Origin of the sequence: Shewanella zhangzhouensis (assembly GCF_019457615.1) — a bacterium.
GTDB lineage: Bacteria > Pseudomonadota > Gammaproteobacteria > Enterobacterales > Shewanellaceae > Shewanella > Shewanella zhangzhouensis.
Genome location: NZ_CP080414.1, coordinates 558,340 through 577,023, shown reverse-complemented (window position 1 = coordinate 577,023; position 18,684 = coordinate 558,340). Strand labels below are relative to the sequence as shown.

General features: G+C 55.7%; 17 protein-coding genes. All 17 read right to left on the bottom strand.

Annotated elements, in window-relative coordinates:
* Positions 1-26: 26 nt before the first annotated feature.
* The 17 genes from K0H63_RS02520 to K0H63_RS02440 all read right to left on the bottom strand — a co-directional run bounded on the left by K0H63_RS02520 (position 27) and on the right by K0H63_RS02440 (position 18,682).
* Entirely contained in the window at positions 27-869 is an 843-nt protein-coding gene (locus tag K0H63_RS02520) for a carbon-nitrogen hydrolase family protein (protein ID WP_220066571.1), read from the bottom strand.
* Entirely contained in the window at positions 793-5,337 is a 4,545-nt protein-coding gene (locus K0H63_RS20025) for a YhdP family protein (RefSeq protein WP_258405640.1), read from the bottom strand. Before K0H63_RS20025 ends, K0H63_RS02520 begins: the two co-directional genes overlap by 77 nt.
* Positions 5,337-6,803 carry a ribonuclease G gene (rng, locus tag K0H63_RS02510; protein ID WP_220067788.1) on the bottom strand — a complete coding sequence of 489 codons (1,467 nt, stop codon included), beginning with the start codon at positions 6,801-6,803 and terminating at the stop codon, positions 5,337-5,339. The genes K0H63_RS20025 and rng overlap by 1 nt, the downstream gene beginning before the upstream one ends.
* An 89-nt stretch (positions 6,804-6,892) precedes the next feature.
* On the bottom strand, positions 6,893-7,477 hold the full coding sequence (locus K0H63_RS02505) for a Maf family protein (RefSeq protein ID WP_220066570.1): 585 nt from the start codon (positions 7,475-7,477) through the stop codon (positions 6,893-6,895).
* A 5-nt stretch (positions 7,478-7,482) separates the two neighbouring features.
* A complete protein-coding gene (gene mreD, locus K0H63_RS02500; protein ID WP_011758589.1) occupies positions 7,483-7,971 on the bottom strand; it encodes a rod shape-determining protein MreD in 489 nt (162 codons plus the stop codon).
* Positions 7,968-8,894, bottom strand: a complete 927-nt coding sequence (gene mreC / locus K0H63_RS02495) for a rod shape-determining protein MreC (protein ID WP_220066569.1) — start codon at positions 8,892-8,894, stop codon at positions 7,968-7,970. The genes mreD and mreC overlap by 4 nt, the downstream gene beginning before the upstream one ends.
* 45 nt (positions 8,895-8,939) lie before the next feature.
* Positions 8,940-9,989 carry a rod shape-determining protein gene (locus K0H63_RS02490; protein ID WP_011758587.1) on the bottom strand — a complete coding sequence of 350 codons (1,050 nt, stop codon included), beginning with the start codon at positions 9,987-9,989 and terminating at the stop codon, positions 8,940-8,942.
* A gap of 213 nt (positions 9,990-10,202) precedes the next feature.
* A complete protein-coding gene (locus K0H63_RS02485; protein ID WP_220066568.1) occupies positions 10,203-12,848 on the bottom strand; it encodes a DUF8470 domain-containing protein in 2,646 nt (881 codons plus the stop codon).
* A complete protein-coding gene (locus K0H63_RS02480; RefSeq protein ID WP_220066567.1) occupies positions 12,835-13,254 on the bottom strand; it encodes an MSHA biogenesis protein MshP in 420 nt (139 codons plus the stop codon). Before K0H63_RS02480 ends, K0H63_RS02485 begins: the two co-directional genes overlap by 14 nt.
* On the bottom strand, positions 13,244-14,092 hold the full coding sequence (locus K0H63_RS02475) for a PilW family protein (RefSeq protein WP_220066566.1): 849 nt from the start codon (positions 14,090-14,092) through the stop codon (positions 13,244-13,246). The genes K0H63_RS02480 and K0H63_RS02475 overlap by 11 nt, the downstream gene beginning before the upstream one ends.
* Positions 14,092-14,619, bottom strand: a complete 528-nt coding sequence (locus K0H63_RS02470) for a prepilin-type N-terminal cleavage/methylation domain-containing protein (RefSeq protein WP_220066565.1) — start codon at positions 14,617-14,619, stop codon at positions 14,092-14,094. Before K0H63_RS02470 ends, K0H63_RS02475 begins: the two co-directional genes overlap by 1 nt.
* Positions 14,609-15,100: a pilus assembly FimT family protein gene (locus K0H63_RS02465; RefSeq protein ID WP_220066564.1), complete on the bottom strand. Its 492-nt coding sequence runs from the start codon at positions 15,098-15,100 to the stop codon at positions 14,609-14,611. Before K0H63_RS02465 ends, K0H63_RS02470 begins: the two co-directional genes overlap by 11 nt.
* Before the next feature lie 123 nt (positions 15,101-15,223).
* Positions 15,224-15,733 (bottom strand): pilus assembly FimT family protein, encoded by a 510-nt coding sequence (locus K0H63_RS02460; protein WP_220066563.1) that lies wholly within the window; start codon positions 15,731-15,733, stop codon positions 15,224-15,226.
* Positions 15,734-15,745: 12 nt separating this feature from the next.
* Positions 15,746-16,252: a type II secretion system protein gene (locus K0H63_RS02455; RefSeq protein WP_220066562.1), complete on the bottom strand. Its 507-nt coding sequence runs from the start codon at positions 16,250-16,252 to the stop codon at positions 15,746-15,748.
* Between the two features lie 38 nt (positions 16,253-16,290).
* Positions 16,291-16,896 (bottom strand): pilin, encoded by a 606-nt coding sequence (locus K0H63_RS02450; RefSeq protein WP_220066561.1) that lies wholly within the window; start codon positions 16,894-16,896, stop codon positions 16,291-16,293.
* 70 nt (positions 16,897-16,966) lie between these two features.
* Entirely contained in the window at positions 16,967-17,458 is a 492-nt protein-coding gene (locus K0H63_RS02445) for a hypothetical protein (protein WP_220066560.1), read from the bottom strand.
* 3 nt (positions 17,459-17,461) lie between these two features.
* The gene (locus K0H63_RS02440) at positions 17,462-18,682 is read right to left on the bottom strand and encodes a type II secretion system F family protein (protein WP_220066559.1); all 1,221 of its coding nucleotides are present in this window, start codon (positions 18,680-18,682) and stop codon (positions 17,462-17,464) included.
* Between the last annotated feature and the right edge of the window lie 2 nt (positions 18,683-18,684).

The following is an 18,684-nucleotide window of genomic DNA, read 5'->3' as shown; positions in this document are numbered from 1 at the left end:
CTCTTTTCCCTAATAAAATTCTGTAGTTATTTACCGGCTTTCGCGGGCAGCAGCTCGGGGGCTGCAAAACGATTATGGCTGGCCACCGGCATGGCGGCACGTACCCTGGCCAACTCATCCCTGTCGAGCCTCGCCTGCACCCAACCTGTGCCCTCAGCAAGCTCGGCGAGGGTGCGCCCCCAGGGGTCAATCAGCATACTCTGGCCCCAGGTTTCACGGCTGCCGGTATTGTGGGCGCCCCACTGGGCGGCGCCAAGTACAAAGCACTGGCTCTCTATGGCACGGGCCTTGAGCAGTATTTCCCAGTGCGCTTCCCCTGTCACCCTGGTAAAGGCTGCCGGCAGTGCGATTATCTCGGCGCCCGCCAGTCTCAATGCACGGAACATGTCGGGGAAGCGTACATCGTAACAAATGGCGAGACCCAGTTTACCGAAGGGGGTGTCCACCACCACCAGGTTCTCACCGGGGCAAAAGGTGTCACTCTCGCGGTAGGTTTTGGTGCCATCGGCCACATCCACATCGAACAGGTGGATTTTTTCATAGTGCCCCAGCACAGTGCCGGCGTCATCGAATACATAGCATCGGCTATAAACCCGGCCATCGCCACTGCGGGCGGGGATAGTGCCCGCCACCAGAAATACTCCAAAGCGGGCCGCCAGTGTCGCCAGCGCCTGTTTCAGTGGCTCATCTTCGCCGGACCAGGCGAGCTGTTCACTCTCATGACCACCAAACAGCAAACAGCACTCGGGCAGCACCACCAATTGGGGCTCACCGGGCACTCTTGGCAGCCGCTCAAGCTGCGATTCGATAAAGGCCAGATTGGCCTGCACATCCCGGCTGCTCTGGCATTGCAGCAAACTGACCTGCATGCGGTTCTCCACGGCGTAAATAATGGCTCAATTGTACCGGCTTGGATGCGCCGGGCAACTGCGACAAAGGTTCAGGCTCGCCGGTCAAGGGCGTTTCAGGAATTTCGGGCTCCGGCTCTTCTGTTTGCTCCGGCACAGGAGAGTTGACGGGCGCCGACTCAGGCACGGATTCTGGCTTTGCCTGCTCAGGGGCTTGTTGCTGTGGCCCGGACTGCGCAGCTGGTGTCGGCTCTGGGCCCCCTTGCACGACCGGCGCAGCGCCATCCGCTGAAGTTGCTGGTGCCCCACCCTCTTTTGGTCTTGGCAGTACCGACTCAGGAATTTCTATCTCTTTGCTCTTACGCTCAAGCTCTTCGAGCATCGGGTCCGTCATGGTACCGGAGAGGCGGAAGCGGATTTCCGAAATCACCTCAATCACGGGTTCCAATACTTTGGTGAGGGCAAAGGCGCCGAGGCCCATGGTCCAGGCGCTGGTACTGAGCAGCACCACGGTTGGCACACTGGAGGCCAATTGGGGCACAAAACGAATATCGTAGTTCAGGCTCTGGGTGGTCAGGTCGGTATAGCCACGTACCTTCATATTGCCGGCGATGGCGTCCATCTCGGTATCGCGGGTTTTCACCACACCATTATCCAGCTCCAGAGTACCGGCAAAACTGTTATAGAACATCCCCTTGCCAAATACATCCGTGAAATCCAGCGACAGCTTGCGCAGCAGCGAATCCAGGCTGAAGAGAGAAAAGATACGCGCGCCCTTGTCGCTGATTTCGGTCAGGCTGCCTTTACCGAGTGCAAACTTGAGCTCGCCGCTGAGAGTGCCAAGGTCAAATTCGTGGGGTGCCCCCTGCCAGAAAAGCTCGGCGCTGATATCCAAAGGTGAATCCTTGATGCCCGGGGTAATGCCCAACTGCTGAGCCATGGCATCAAACTTATCCGCCTTGAGGCTGAACTCCATGCGGGTTTGGTTGACGTCCATCAACCAGCCGCCCTGCCCCTTCAAGGTGGCCGCACCGGATGAGAGTGACAGGGTTTGAAAATTGTAGCGGCCCGGCTCGGGCAACCCCTGTAGCACCAGGTGCCCAAGGGCCCGGTCGTAGAGCCGGAAGTCATCCACATCCACCGCGATTGGCGGCAGATTACTGCTGAACTGCTCATCCCCCAACACCGAGGTTTCGGCCTCAGCCTCGGTGAACTCGGGAGACAGATATAATTTGCTGGCCCTGAGTTTAATGCCGCCACTGTGCCAATCGGGGAAGAGATCGATATCACCGCTGAACTCATTGGCATCTGTGCTGACGCGCCACAGTCCATCTTCCGGACGGGCAAATATCAGCGCATCGGCAAGAGACTGACCGAATATCGTCAGCTCGCCGATATCTGCATAAATGCCTTCCAGGCGCGGGAAGAAGCCCTTGGGCTGAGGTTCTGGGGAGGTTTCACCATCTGAAGCGATTTTCTGGGCACTGTCAGATGCGGGCTCTGCAGTGCTTGAGTCCACAAATCCCATAATGATGGGCAGCCAGTCATTAAAACTCGCCTGGCGCAACGTAACATCGAGGTGGCCTCCGGTTGCAGAGCGAGCGCTCTGTGCAAGGGAGGTCACAGCCGCTACTGAGGTTGACTGTGTGGCAGCGGGCTCAGCGTGCTGTGTTGCATCCCCGGCCGACGTGGACTCAGGTTCCGCCTGAGTCAGACCGGCGGCTGCGGTGACGGTGCTGTCGCCCGCGCCTTCTGCAGCACCTGGGTTTTCAGGCGCCGTTGAGTTTTCGGAATCGCCGATTGTTTCGGACACGCCGACACTTTGTGGCGAGGCGAGGCTGTCAGCCAGGGTCAGCAGAAAACTGTCCATGGTGCCGCTCGATGGCAGAATATGGCCGGCAAAATGTCCCTTATTGTCCAGAAACACATCCAGTGTCAGGCCATCGCCATTGCCCTGCAGCGCCAGTTTAAGCGGCATGGGTACGCCCACACTTTTGGCAAAGGGAGGAGGCAGTTTCAGCTCGGCGTTGCGCAAACTGGACTCAGCCTCTGCCTTAATATCAAAACCACCGGTCTTGGGCAGTGTGAGGGCCAGAGTGCCCTGCCACGCCAACACACCGGCGTAGAAATCACTCAGGGGGTTGTCCAGTGATGGCGGCAAGGAGGCCAGATCCCAGCCACTCTTGAGTTTGGTATCCACTCGATAGCCATTGGCACCATCAGCACCAAACACATCCAGACTGAGGGGCTGACCGAAGAGTCGGGCACTGAGCCCCCCGGCCTCAATCCTGTCGTTGGCAAACCTGAGCTCGCCCTTGAGGCGGTTGAGCTGTACGCCTGGGGTATCAAGGTATACGGGGGTATCATCAAAGAGCACCAATCCCTGGATGTCAGGCTTGCCGCCATGGTAAAGGGGAATGACGAGGTCCAGATCCCCTTTGACTGCGCCCTGCACCTTCACCACGTCCAATACGGCGCCGACTGAGTGTTTCAAAGGAGAAGACTGCAGCACTGCTGTGGCTGCAGATCCTGTGGTGGCAAGCGCCGCCTCCACGTGCAATACGGTTTCGTGGCTCATTTTGGGAATATACACATGGGCTCCGGCGGCATTAACCGCCTTGAGCTTGCCTTCATCCACCCAGATATCCATGCGCAGGTTTTCAAACAGGGCACGCAACGACAAATCCGTCACCGCCGGCCAGTCAGGCTGGAAGGCGTAACTGGCCTCGTCCATCACAAAGCCCGCCTGAAAAATACCGCTGCTGTCCCGATAGGGAAAATCCTTGAGCGCACCATTCCATACCACGGCTGCATCTCGTGTACGACCTGCGATAATCGCCCCTTCCAGGTAGTCGGCCAACTCGTTGCCCATGGCAGCACGGGGAAAATAGTAGCCGGCACGGGCAGCGTCGCGCACCTCAACACCTGCGCTGAGCGCCAGATGAGTCGGTTGGCTGAACACCATTTTCATGGCCGCATCCACTGCCAGGTCGGGATTTTCGAGCTGCACCGAGGGGGCGAGCAGTGCGTTTTCGGTCACATCAAAACCAAGTTCCATCCCTGGGGTTTGGAAGACAAGCGGCGCTTTAAAGGCTTGGGTGCCAAAGTCGACTTCGAGGGTCTGTGCAGGTAAAGAAGCCCACAGTAATTCGCCATCGAAAAACAATTTTGCATCGAGCTGTTTAAGCCCGGGAATATGACCCACCTGCAGCCATCCCAGCCCACTGACCCCGGCGCTTACCGTCAGTTGATGGGTTGCATCCTGCTGAGCTGTGCTTTGCAACGCCTTATAGTGCAGGCGCATGTTCTGTAACTGCCCCTGAGGGTGCATGGCAAGCAGGGTTTTCAAGCCATCGATAGTGAGCCCGGGAATAAGGGGGACCAGAGGGGATAAGGAACCTAAATCCAGCGCATCCAGTTCGGCCTTAAGCTCAACACCATCGTACATGGCGGCCATGCTGGCCTCTGGCCAGGGCATATCATTGCTCACGAGCGCCAGCTGGTCACTGCCAAATAACCAGCCTCGGCCATGGCGTTGCCACACCAAGCTGCCACCATCGACGGCAAAGCGCTGCTGATTTTCGAGGCCGGGCCACTGCACATAGGAAGGTGAAAACTGCACCAGCGCCGACATCAAACTGAGGTCGGCCACATCGGCCCAGGCTTCAAAATTGACCACACCGGCCAAGGGTAAGGGCTCTGTCTCGTTGAAGGGATTGGGTTGGCGGGCTGCCCACTCACCCAAATCCAGCGCCCGTGCGGCCAGATACAACTGGCCATGAATGCTTTCCGGCTGACTTCCATCGCCTTTCAAATCGATTTGCAGCGATAAACGCTCGGAGACCGATGCCCTGTCATCCAGATACACATAGCCTTCCGCCCGGTGGCGACCATCCAGGTTCAGCCAGCGCATGTCACCCACGTAGATTGGGCGGAAATCGTGGTGCTTGCTCTTGAGCTGCACAGTGGCGTCGGTCAGGGCAAATTGCTGCAGCTGCTCCAGCAGCAGGGGCGACAGCCAATCTATTACCCGGGTGGACTCTTTTACCCGAGCGGCGTCGTTACTGGCAGGAATAGGCTCTTGCGGGCCTGAGCCCCCCATGGCGTCAAGGTCCAGGGCAATCTGTACCCCTTCGAAGGCCACGTGCTCCACCGTGGGTTCGCGGCTTATCAGCGTTTGCCAAAAATCTAGCTTGATGTCGGTGCGTTTGATAATCAGGGTAAGCGGGAGCCCTTCCTGGGGAGGCAAAATCAGGTTTTCAACCGTCAGTGATGGCCCGAAGGCTTGCCACTCGGCCGCCAGACGACTGACTTTGACTTCAATGCGGTAGTTTTCCCACAGGTAATCAGTCACTTTGTCGCGGGCTTGTTCCAGTTGCGGCAGCAGGCTGCGGATGAGGCTGACCCCCAGTGCAAACAGCACCAGTAAGGTTGCCAGCGTTAATCCACAAATCCGGCCCAAAGCGGCCGGACGCCAGAATGCTGCCACTAGACCATTACCACATCGTACTTATTCTGGGCATACAGGGGCTCCATCTGTACCCGGATCCGCTTGCCAATATAGACTTCCAACTCGGCCACATGGTGATGCTCATCGCCGCTGAGGCAAGCGTGCACCGCAGGCGCGCAGTACACCAAGAATTCATCGGCATCATAGGCCTTATCGAGACGTATGATTTCACGGAAAACTTCGTAGGTAACAGTTTCCACCGTCTTCATATAACCGCTGCCCTTACAGGCCGGGCACTCGCCGCAGAGCACATGTTCGAGACTCTCCCGGGTGCGTTTGCGGGTCATTTCCACCAGCCCCAAGCCGGAGAAACCGCTGACATTGGTCTTAACCCTGTCGTGGGCGAGGGCCGATGTCAGGCTCGACAGCACACGCGCTCGGTGGTCTTCGCTGAGCATGTCGATAAAGTCAATGATGATAATGCCGCCGAGATTACGCAGCCGCAGCTGGCGGGCAATGGCCTGGGTCGCCTCGAGGTTGGTGTTGAAGATGGTTTCTTCAAGGTTTCGATGACCAACAAAGGCGCCCGTGTTGATATCCACAGTCGTCATGGCCTCGGTCTGGTCGATAATCAGGTACCCACCCGACTTGAGTTCTACCTTGCGCCCCAGGGCCCGCTGGATTTCGTTTTCCACATCGTAGAGGTCAAAGATGGGTACACTGCCGCTGTAGAGCTCAATTTTTTCTTCAAACTCCGGCATAAACTCCTGAGCGAAATGTTTGAGCTCTTCGAAGGTGCTGCGGGAGTCCACCTGAATACGGTCCAGATCCGTGCCGACAAAGTCGCGTACAATGCGCACCGGCAAGGCGAGATCCTGATACAGCAGTGAACTGCCCTTGCGCTTGCGCCGCTCTGTCACCTTGGCCCAGACCCGTCGCAGGAAAGCGGCATCCTGTGCCAACTCTTCGGCGCCGGCACCTTCGGCCGCGGTGCGGATAATAAAGCCGCCATCCTCGTCAACAAAGGGCAGTGTGGCTTCTTTCAGGCGGGTTCTTTCATCTTCAGATTCAATACGCTGGGACACACCCACATGGGCAGAGCCGGGCATGAATACCAGATAGCGGGAAGGCAGTGTGATGTCGGTGGTCAGGCGTGCGCCCTTGGTGCCCAGGGGATCTTTTACCACCTGCACCATGATGTCCTGGCCCTGACGCACCAGCTCGGCAATGTCGCGCACCACAAAGTTGCCCTTCTCCACATCGGCCACACATTCAGTATGGGGCATGATGTCGGAGGCATGTAAAAACGCGGCCTTATCCAGGCCGATGTCAACGAAGGCGGCTTGCATGCCCGGGAGAACCCGGCTGATTTTGCCCTTGTAGATATTGCCGACGAGGCCGCGCTTCATCCGGCGCTCGATATGGACTTCCTGCAATACCCCGTGTTCCACCAGCGCCACTCTGGCCTCGTTGGGGGTGACGTTAATCAAAAGCTCAGAGCCAATCTTGCGCGGATTTTTCTGACTGGAGTTACTCACAGTGTTCACGGTTACCCCTCAGGGAAAGTCAGTTAATCGATTGGGGCCGATGCAGCTTAAATCAGTGAAAATGCAGCCAGTAAACGGCGACTCTCCACCAAAGGTAGCCCAACAACGGCGCTGTAACTGCCATTGATGGCTTCAACAAAGACACCACCCAGCCCCTGAATACCATAGGCACCGGCTTTATCCATGGGCTCACCTGTGTCCACATAGGCAAGAATATCCTGCCGGGACAGGTCGGCAAAGCGTACCTTGGTTGTCACAGTGTCGCACAACGTACGGTCACCGTCAGTGAGGGCCACCGCAGTCATGACCTCATGTTCGCGGCCAGAGAGCGCACTCAGCATGGCAACGGCTTCTTCTTTGTCACCGGGTTTGCCAAGGAGCGCTCCATCGAGCACCACTATGGTGTCTGAACCCAGCACCACGGGCGCATTGATGTGCCCGCAAAGTGCCAGCCCGGCCTTTGCTTTTTCGACCGCAAGACGAGCCACATAGTTCGCAGGTGACTCACCAACCAACGGGGTTTCATCGATATCGGGATTAACGCGATCAAAGGAAAATCCCGCCACACCCAAACCAGCCTGAGCCAGTAGCTCTCGGCGACGGGGTGACTGGGATGCCAGCACCAGAGTCATGAAATTTATCTCACTTTATAACGGCGGCGCACCCGACGCAGGAACCAGAACACCCAGGGCCAGATAACGAGGCTGGACAACACAGGCCAAAAGATGGCGTGGGAGTAAGTGGCCTTGGTCAGCACGTACTGCAGCCAGTACACCACCAGATGAAACACCCCAACCAGGGATGCAACCAATAAAGATTGCTGCCAGATAGTGAAGTTACGCATACGCTGGAAATGCAGCGCCACCACGTAAATCACCAGTGAAAAGGCCAGCGCCCTGACGCCAAGGGTCGCGCCCAGCAATACATCCAGTACCACACCCAAAATCCAGGCGGTCAGAATGTTGTATCTGTGGGGCAAAGCCATGGTCCAGTAGATGAGTACCAGCAGCAGCCAGTCCGGGCGCCAGGCGGCAACCAGATCCGGCAACGGCATAATTTGAAACAATAAGCCGACAAACAGAGTCAGCCATACAACGATGCGGCGATTGGGGGCCTGCAGACTCATTGGGCCTCCTCAGTAGCAATTGGTGCGGCCTCTGTGGCAGGCTCATCCTGAGCGGGCGCATCAGCTGCGTCAGCTGAGCCCTCAACGGCTTCGGTATTCACAGGGTTACTTCCGGCATCGGGCCAAATCAGCAGCAAGTAACGAATACGGTCCAGCGCCGCCAGCGGCTGTGCCATGACCTTGGCATAGGATTGAGCATCGTCACGCTCTACCACGGTAACGCGCGCAACCGGGTAACCTTCAGGAAAACGACGCCCAAGACCCGAGGTCACCAGCAAATCGCCGACTTTGACGTCGGTGCTTTTGGCGACGTGTCTTAATTCAACTTCATCCAACTCACCTGTGCCATTCACTATCATGCGCACATCGTTGCGGGTAATACGCACAGGGATGGCATGACTGGTGTCTGACATCAGCAGCACCCGCGCCGTAATGGCACTCACTTCAACCACCTGTCCCACAATGCCCTGGGCATCGAGCACAGGCTGGCCCACATAGACCCCATTCTGGGTACCGCGGTTAATAACGATTTGCTGATGGAATGGATCGCTGGCCACTTCCATCACTTCAGCCACCATCTTGCGGGCATCCATGTGCAGGGGCGAGCCCAACAAGGTGCGCAGGCGCTCATTTTCCTGGCGCAGATGTTCGAAACGCTGCAGTCGCTCGCTCATCATCAGTTGCTGACGCAACATTTCGGCATTCTGACGTTCCAGCATGGTGCGGGTAGCGAGCATTTCGGCAAAGCCATCCAGCATGTCGCCGGGAACATTGGCCAGATACTGCAGTGGGCTGAGCAGGGTCGCCATGGACTGGCGCACCGGCGTGAGGCGATCGTTGGCCACGATAAGCAGCACCGACAAAATAATTGCCAGTGTCAGTCGGAATTGGTTAGAGACGCCGCGAACAAAAATAGGCTTCATAAAACAAAGGAGGCGGTAGCATTACCGCCTCTTTCACCTGTGGTGTTAATTTTCTTCGGAGAAGAGATCGCCACCGTGCATGTCGATCATTTCAAGGGCCTTACCACCGCCTCTGGCCACGCAGGTCAGCGGATCTTCGGCCACCATCACAGGGATACCGGTTTCCTGCATCAGCAGGCGGTCGAGGTCACGCAAGAGCGCTCCACCACCGGTGAGCACCATGCCGCGCTCGGAGATATCGGAAGCCAGCTCCGGTGGAGACTGCTCCAGTGCCACCATCACGGCACTGACGATACCCGACAGTGGCTCTTGCAGGGCTTCGAGAATTTCGTTGCTGTTGAGGGTGAAGCTTCTTGGCACACCTTCGGCCAGGTTACGGCCGCGCACTTCGATTTCCAGTACTTCGTCGCCAGGATAAGCAGTACCTATGGTGTGCTTGATACGCTCGGCGGTGGCTTCACCAATCAGGCTGCCGTAGTTACGACGCACATAATTGATGATGGCATCGTCAAACTTATCACCACCGATACGCACGGAAGAAGAGTACACCACGCCGTTCAGGGAGATGATGGCCACTTCAGTGGTACCACCACCGATATCCACCACCATGGAACCTGTTGCTTCAGATACCGGCAAACCGGCACCGATGGCCGCCGCCATTGGCTCTTCAATCAGATACACTTCGCGGGCACCGGCGCCCATGGCTGATTCACGGATGGCCCGGCGCTCCACCTGGGTGGCTCCTACTGGTACGCACACCAGCACCCGGGGACTTGGGCGAAAGAAACTGTTGTTGTGAACTTGCTTAATGAAGTGCTGCAGCATCTTCTCAGTCACGTAAAAGTCGGCGATTACACCGTCTTTCATCGGGCGGATCGCCTGAATGTTGCCAGGGGTACGTCCGAGCATCAGCTTGGCTTCGGTACCCACAGCAGCCACGGACTTTTGCCCTGAGCTGTTGCGTTCGTTACGAATTGCCACCACCGAAGGTTCATTGAGGACAATACCTTCTTCACGCACATAGATAAGGGTGTTGGCGGTACCCAGGTCGATCGAAAGATCATTGGAAAAAATGCCACGCAGCTTTTTGAACATGTAACCAGCCTGTTTTTCTGAGAGGAGCCAGAGAAAAGAAAAATCAGCTAACTTTATCAATGCCACCCTGATTCCACAAGACTGGGGAGGTTAACAATCGCTAATGAAGTGATTTTTTTTGAACCGAAAGTAAGGTGATGAAAAATGCGGCAGTTTTTCACACCAAACCTGACAGAGTTCCACCGTGTTTGAGGGTCAAATTCTCTGTAGTCGTCAATTGATCTCGCGCCAGAAAATAATGCGGTCGTCGCCACGGTAACGACCAAAATAGGCACTTGCCCTGGGATCGCTGAGGGTTTGCGGCTCGCTGCCGCTCCAATTCCAGTACCAATGCAGCCAATCCGGCACATCCAGTGGCGCCGTCACCTGTCCGCGGTACAAGGGGCTGCCCAAAGCCTGCCAGAAGAGCGGCAATTGCCCCTGACTGAAACTTGCCGATGTGGCGCTGCGGTCAATACTTTGCCCGGCCAGCAATCCCGGCTGATACAAATAACCCAGAGCAGGGTTATCCACCTGAAAACTTAAAGGTACAGAGGCTATGCTGCAGCTGTCCTCGGTGGACAGCGTCCAGGCACTGCCGTTCCAGTATTGAGCATAGGCTGGCATGCGCAATATATCGGTCTCAGGGCCGTAGGTGTTATCCAGCACCGCCCGGCCGTGGCGCATGGGCACAGTGCCCAGTCGCTGGGCGCTGCAGCCATCGGGCATCACACTGCAGTCACCGACGCTGTCTGGTTTCATATCCAATGGCGCAAGCCTGGAGAGGTCTCCGTCCATATCATTCACCCAGAGGCCAATATCCAAAAGCTCAAAAGGGCCATCCATGCCGGGGGCCGTGGTGCGCGCAAAAATGAATGTAGATGTGCTGTCAAACGCCATAACGCCCGCTGCCCAGGCCCCTGCCAAGGCGCTCAATCTGGCAGACAAGTCCGTACCATCGTTGTCATTTTCCGCCGCCAGTACCGCCTTGCCTTTGGCAAAATCATCCCGGTAATTCACCGTGACCTGATTCTGATGATTGTGCGCCTCAAGCTGCATCGACAGCGGGGTCGGCTGCCCCATGTAACTGAAACTTGGCGAGTTAAGCAAGCCACAGGCCGGGATCAGACTGACGTCTTTCAGCGCAAAGCCCGCAGGCACAAAGCGGCCAATATTGCCGGACTGTGCCTGCGGAATGCGATAAAACTGGCTGCCAAGGTAGGTGTTCGGTGCCTGGGCGCTGAAAAGGAATACCCCCACCTCATTAATACTTTGGCTGATTTGGTTGGCGTCCACCTGAGCTTTATGGGAATAGCTGCCAGTGCCGACGACCCCGTCACTGCCGCCCACAGGCGCCACCAGGGTACTGCCGAGGGTAATGTTCTGTATCTCAAAATTGGGGGTTGTTGCGTTATCGCAATATTCATTGTCAGTATCTGAGCTCCAGGCATGGGCCGAGATAAGCAAGTCAAAGCTGTCGCCGGTTTTGCGATAGGCGGCGCAAGTGGCATCCCCTGCCGGGCAGCTCGCCAGCGGGTCTTTTGCTCTGACACACATTCCCACAGGAAAGCTGACGAAGCTGTCGCTGCCATCCAGCTGCAAATTCCCTTCACTGCCGCCACCCAGATACCTGGCATTGAGCGCAAGCTGGCCGGCGTCCGGATAATTCACACTCAAGGTGGCCTCACCCTGACTGTTAAAGTTCAGGGGGATGGAAGTCGCATTCTGGACGCTGGTACCTATAGGGCTACTCTCTACCGTCATTTTCGGACTGCCCACCAAGGCTACTGCATCTGGACTGAGGTAGTCGCTCCAAAATGCCAGCTGCTTGCTGGTGTTTTGAAACGTGGGGACACAGCGCTGCGACTGGTCGTCTTTACGCACTGCACTCAGGGTAATGCTTGCGGCCTTACCCGCCAGCTTGTCGGGCACATCAAATAAAAAGCCACTGTCGGCAAAGGCAAAGGTACAGGCGGCCATGCTGGGTGTACCGCTTCCCCGCTGGCACAGAGTCGGATTGACTGCCACCGGTGAAGAGCTGCCCACACCGATAGTCACCGGCGGCGCCACCACAGTATGCCAAAGCCGCTTTTGGCCACTGCCATTCACCAGGCTGATATTGTTGCCGCCTTCCCAGCCCGTTACGGCATTCGCTGCAGTTAAGGTGGCGCTGACCGGGTCTGTGACCAACTCACTGCAGCTGCCATTTTTACAGGCCAGCACTGTGACTGTCTCGGCTTTACAGGTCAGGGGACTTTGGGAGTATTGCAGCAGAAAGTGGTCAATTTCGATGGCCTTTTGCTTATCGCACATACCGCCAAAATCAGCATTGTCCACAACCGAGAGATCCACATCCACATCGCCGTTGCCCTGGATAGCCAAAGAGCCCCCGGCGGCCAGCGCACCATCGAGGGACGCATTACCAGTGATATGTACTGAGCCCGCAACATACAGGATGGCATTGATGTAGTTTTGTCCTGCCATACTGAAGGAGCCGCGAACATAGATAATCAGGTCTTCAGCGCGGCCACTGGCGTTGAGACTGGCTTGGTTCAAATCAAAACTATCAAAGTAAAGCCTGGTAGTGCGGCCATTGGTGTTGATATAGCTGCCGTGGCTGAAGCTGCCGCTGGAATAGTTGTAATCCCCCGGCGTAAAACTGTCATTGAAATTGCGGTTGTTCAGGGTGCACGACGACGCCCTTCCGTGTTTGCTGCATTCAATATTGCCACGACTGGTTTCGAGATTGGGGGGTGGTAGCAGTCCTGGATTGTGATTACCCGTTGGCGGATCCGTAAAAATATCGGAGCAAACCGGCACAGCCATAGCCTGTGGCAGCCAGCAAAGCAGTACTATCAGCAGAAGTCTAAGGTATGGCACGGGCACTGACCTCCACGCTACGGCTTACTCTCAGGTCACCACTTTCGCAGAATGCACGGCTGACAACGAGATACTGAGTCACCCCTTCGGCACTGAAACTATTGCAGGACAGATTCACCACACAACCATGAAACCCCACCACCGCAGGCGGCGTCCAACTGTCGCTGCTGTTGCACACAGGTGCGCCGCCACTGATGGGGAACAGCTTCGCCATGGCCGCATCGGCGCCGCTGTTGGCTGAAGCCAGTGCCCGAGCACCCCACACTTCCAGTGTCAAGGCTTCATCGGCATCGCTGACCATGCGGATAAGCGCCGCCGCGAGCAAAAACATCACAGTGATCACAAAGATCCCTACGATGAGCACACTGCCTCGCTGCCTGGAACGCATAGGGAAATTAGGGGACATTGGCTGTATGTACCTGATGTTGATATTGGAAGATTTCGCCGTTTACAGCAAAGCCCACGTCCAGCTGTACCATGGCATTGTTTATCAGGGTGGAAGCCTGCAGTGCGATGGGCGCAGGCGTAGTCACCGCGTTTGCCATCAGTGCCGAACGTCCCGCAAGCTTCATGGCAGGCACATCGGGTTGCACCGCACTGAGACCATAGCCACTGAAGCGCCACAGGCTGATATTGTGACTGGTCAGCTGCTCGATAAAACAATAACTCACCACATCCTGACTGAAGTATATACGGCGGCTCGGCGACCCCTGGCTGAAGCGTACCGGCTTATCAAAACTCAGCTCCAGCGAATCGACGCCGTCTATCACCGACTTCACGGCAAAACGCTTGCCGGTATCACCCGTCGCCAGTGGGTAAACATCTGTCGCCATCAGGGGGTAAACGTGGGCCATTTGCCCGGCGGTAATGCCGGTATTGGCACCATCGCGCATCACCTTGGCCTGCTGCGCCGCAGCATCTGGTGATATGGCCAATGTCAAATAGCTGGTGCTCGCTGCAATAGGCACCATTTCGAGACATTGCCAGCTATCGGTGCCATCGCTGCCGGCACCAAGCCTCAAGCTGCCGGGAAGCGCGCGGCGAATATCACGGGTGAGGCGTTCGATGGCATACCGGCTCTCACCCGTCACCTGCTCAACGGCCGATGACTCGATAAAGATGCGGGTGCCGAAGATGATGAAGCTGCTCACCCCCACGGCCAATACCCCCAGCACCAGGATCACGGTGACCAGTTCCACCAGGGTGAACCCCCGGGCGCTTGGCCCAATCGCAGCGCGGCGCATCAGTAGTTGCTCCTCACGGCATGGTAAGTGATCACTTCGCCTTGAGGTGTAGTGACATGAATGGCGATAAGTTTATTCACTTCAGGGGCCGAACTGCTGACCTCCACGGCCAGTTTGAAGCCGGGGTAACGGTCGATATAGCGCTGGCTGGAGTTCAGCATAAACTGGGATTCATTCAATCCATGGTAGTCATCCACATCATCGAAATCATTACGCCCTTCCCCCTCCGGCCCCATTTGAGTGCTGCAGGCCAAGGCTGAGGGCGAGCCACAGGCCGGCACGCCGCCATTGATATTGCTGTGTTCATCGTACCTTTTGCCCCAGATCTCATTGAGCACCGACTGTGCCAACTCAGCACTTCTTACCCGCTGCAGCGTCATTGCCGCCCGGTCTGCCTGGGGAAAAAGCATGCTGGACAGCAATACCAGTGCAATGGCCAGCACCAACATGCCAACCACCAGCTCTACCAGGGTAAATCCCGCTGTGCGTTTGGATAACACTGGCACATTGCTGAGACTAACGGGCATGAATATACCCCTCGGATTCTATCGCCAGCACCAGGGTTTCGTCGGCGATAGCCAGGATACAGTCGCCGCTGCAGCCCGTGGTGGGGAGTCGGCCGAGGGTATCAAAATCCAGATTAAAACTGCGGGTTCCACCGGCAAGCAGCGCCAGCTCACTACCGCCCTGAAATCCCTGCCAGGGCTGCTCATGGGCGGTGTCCTGAGCTCCGGAACATTGATTGGCGGTGCGATCTTGATAACGTTCGATGCGGTACCCCTGGCTGCTGGATACGGACACGCGAATACAGAGATCGGTATTATTCATGGCGAAGAGCTGCGCCTTACGCAGCTCAGCCATAAATTCATTGCGAAGGGAGTAGGCACTGTAGGAAGAAGCAGATAACAGGCGAGGAATGGCCACCACCGCCAGAATCCCTATCAGGATGATGGTGGTAACAAGCTCAATCAGGGTAAAACCACGCGATAGAGAATGACGTGACTGCATCCAGCGCTCACCTGCAATACTAGGTCATCCAAGTTTCCAACAACTTGTGCCATAAGGCAAATTTCAGACCTTGACTATATACCTGAAACTAAAAGGCCTGCGAAGCAGGCCTTTTAGTTTCAATTAGCAACCACTCGCTGTGGGTAACGCGGAGAAGGTTGGCTGGCCACCAGCAGCTGCAGGTGGAGTGTAAGAAAACTTACATGTATCAGGTGCGCCACGTTGCCAGAAAGTCGCAGTGCCTGCTGCTGTTGTAGCATCAATAATCCAGTCATTAGAGCCGGTAACAGTTGGAGAAGTGCCCGCATCAAACTTGGACTCCAACACTTTCTCCATGTCTGCTTTTGTGGCCTTCACGTAGCCGTAAACACCCACAATATCCGCAGTGCCATCGCCATTAAGATCGATGTTAGCTGTAGTGCCACCATCTTTGGTCTCTACGCCCTGGAGTGCGGCCTTGGAATATACCAGCGAATTTGCACCCTGGATGGAGGCCTTTAGACCGTTAAGAGCTGAGAGCCTCGCATCAGATTGCAAATTGATAAATTTAGGCGCTGCGGTCACTGCCAGAATCCCCAGGATGATGATCACCACCACCAACTCAATCAGGGTAAAACCTTGTTGTCTCTTCATCAAATTCACCTTTTAACAATCGGTTACTATCAAAACGTAGTTTGGCGCTGTCGTAGCCGTCGCAGGGGTATAATTTAAAAGACATGAATCAGTACTCTTTTTACCCTTGGGCATAATGATGAATGAACTATCGCTCACCCAAATAACACCGTAATCACCGGTCGCAACAGTTCCAGCATCTGTAATGGCTTCAAAAGTCATATCCATCGCTTTTTCAAGATTAGCTTTGACCGTAGCTGAATCAGTCGCACTATCCAAATATCCAAAATCTGTGGTTACTGTAACACCTGTACTAATAGTGACAGTTTCGCCAGCTGCTTTCTCTTTTCCTGCAAGCGCAGCCTTGGAATAAATCAATGTGTTGGCGCCTTGCAGGGCGGCTTTAACACCCTCCACAGTTGACTTACGTGCATCGGCTTGCAGATTAATAAATTTGGGTGCCGCAGTCACAGCCAGAATGCCCAAAATGATGATCACCACCACCAGCTCAATCAGGGTAAAACCTTGCTGTTTTTTCATGCTTTCTTACCTTTCTGTGAAATTAATTTGCCTGATATTCAGGGGTTGGTGAAGCTGAGCACCTTGCCGGTACCCGGATTATAAGTAATGCCGGAGGCGCCTGACGTGGTCAGGTCCGGTACCGGGGTGGCAATGCCGGTATTGGGGTCCAGGTTCAAAGATGACACCTGATGGTACACGCATAAATCCAGGCCATTAACCGTTTGACCATTGAGATCGTTGCTGCTGCCACCTGCGCCACCGATTACCCTCACGGTATAACGTTGCTTACGGGCGTCCTGGGTATAAAGCACGTTACGGGGCGTGCTTTGCAAAATCAGATTAAATACCTGCTGGCAGGTGGCATCTGTCATATCAGTGGCAGATACATTATTGTCGCCGGTGGGGTAACCAAAGCGTTTGTCGAGCCCTATTTGGGAGCCATCCAGCAACACGTAGTCGTTGTTGCGGCCATCGATTTCCCATTGGGCGCGCACGAAACTTACCGCCGTAACCAAACCACCGCTCACCGCATCCACGCTGGCCGCTTCTGCTTCGTCGGTGATGTTCAGAAATCTGGGTATAGCGGTCGCCGCCAATAGCCCAAGGATAACTATGACTATCACCAACTCAATCAGTGAAAATCCCTGCTGTTTAGCTTTCATAGGTGCCCCCAATCGTCCATTTTCCCATTGTAGCAGCTAAATTCATCTTGAAAAGTCTCATATATAACAGCTAATTAGTATGGTTGACCAAGGTCACTTTTCCGGTGTCCAAATGGTAGCTGATAAGACTGTCTGCTTCGCCCAAATACTGGCAACTGCCGCTGCCTGTATCAAAAGACACATCGATTAAATCTTCAGTGCCATAACCCAGGAGCTGCTGCCACAATGCCCGGCAACCGATGGCATCTCTTTGGGGCGGCTGCGGCCAGCCGGCAGCGCTCATATGAATAAGCACAGGGGCAGCCGGTTTATCTTTGTCCAGCAGCTCCCACTCCAATTTGAGTATCTCACCCCGCCCCTGCCCCAACCATTTGGAGCGCGCCATTGACACAAGATTCTGCAGGCGTCCCTGTTCCATCACCATGCTGTGGGATGCAACGGACTCCAAGCCGGAAAAATACCTGAATCCCACCACAGCCAGCAGTAACAGCATTACTATCACCGCCAACATACGGCGATAGATACCAATCAGTTCTCCTTCGGCTTCCCGCTGTGGTAACAAGGTTCAGCCTCCCTTGACCACGTTGAGCATGTCCCACATGGGCAGGTAAATACCCAGCGCCAAAATGAGCACTATGCCGGCCACGATTCCGATGAGAATGGGCTCAAGCTTGGCGGTAAGATTTTTCAGGTCGTAATCCACTTCGCCCTCATAAAAATCGGCGGCATCGTTGAGGAGCTGTTCCAGCTGTCCGGTCTCTTCCCCCACCGCCACCATCTGCAGCACCAGGGGGGTAAAGAGTTTGCTGTGGTTGGAAACCCTCAACATGGACTCGCCCGACTCAATCCCGCGGCGCATGGCAACAATCTTGTCGTGCATGTAGGCGTTATCCACCGCGTCGGCCACCAAGCTCAGGGCCTGGGTCATAGGGACACCGGCGCCCATCATCATGGCGAAGCTGCGGCAGTAGCGAGACAGGGTCGAGCGTTCAATGATGGAGCCCACGGCTGGCATGTGCAGCTTCCACTGATCCCATTTTTTTTCACCCTGCTCCGTTTTATGCCAATAGGCGAGACCACCCACAAGCCCCACCACCAGCAGTGCCAACAGCCACCAGTAATTGACAAAAAAGTTGGATGTGGCAATCAGTATCCGGGTCGCCCAGGGCAGCTCGGCGCCAAAGCGGGAAAACATGTCGGCAAATTTGGGGATCACCATGATGTTTAAAATCACCATGGCCAGGGAGATGGCTATCAGCACAAAGGTGGGGTAACGGACCGCTGACTTGATGCGGCGACGGGTTTCCTGCTCGCGCTCGAGATAACCCGACAACTGCAAAAAGACATCTTCCAACTTACCCGTGTTTTCGCCCACATGCACCATGGAAACAAACAGGGCATCAAACACCTCGGGATGATGATTCATCGCCGATGACAGGGGGCGACCCGCGGTCAGCTGCACAGAAATATCATCCAGCGCCTGCTTCATTTGCTGGGAATGGGTGGTTTCACTAAGCCCGGCAATGGCTCTGAGAATCGGGATCCCTGAGCGGGTCAGGGAGTACATCTGCCGGGTAAAAATCTGTAACTCTTCCAGGCTGACCCGGCGGCGAAACAAACTGGATACGCTGACACCTTCACCCCGGGGTTTGGTTTCTCGAAATTCCAGCGGAATAACCGCCCGCGACAGCAGCTGATCGGCGGCCGCATTCTCGGAGGCGGCATCAAGCTCCCCCGTTACCTGCTGTCCCTGGGCATTGCGCCCCCGATACTTATACACAGGCATCG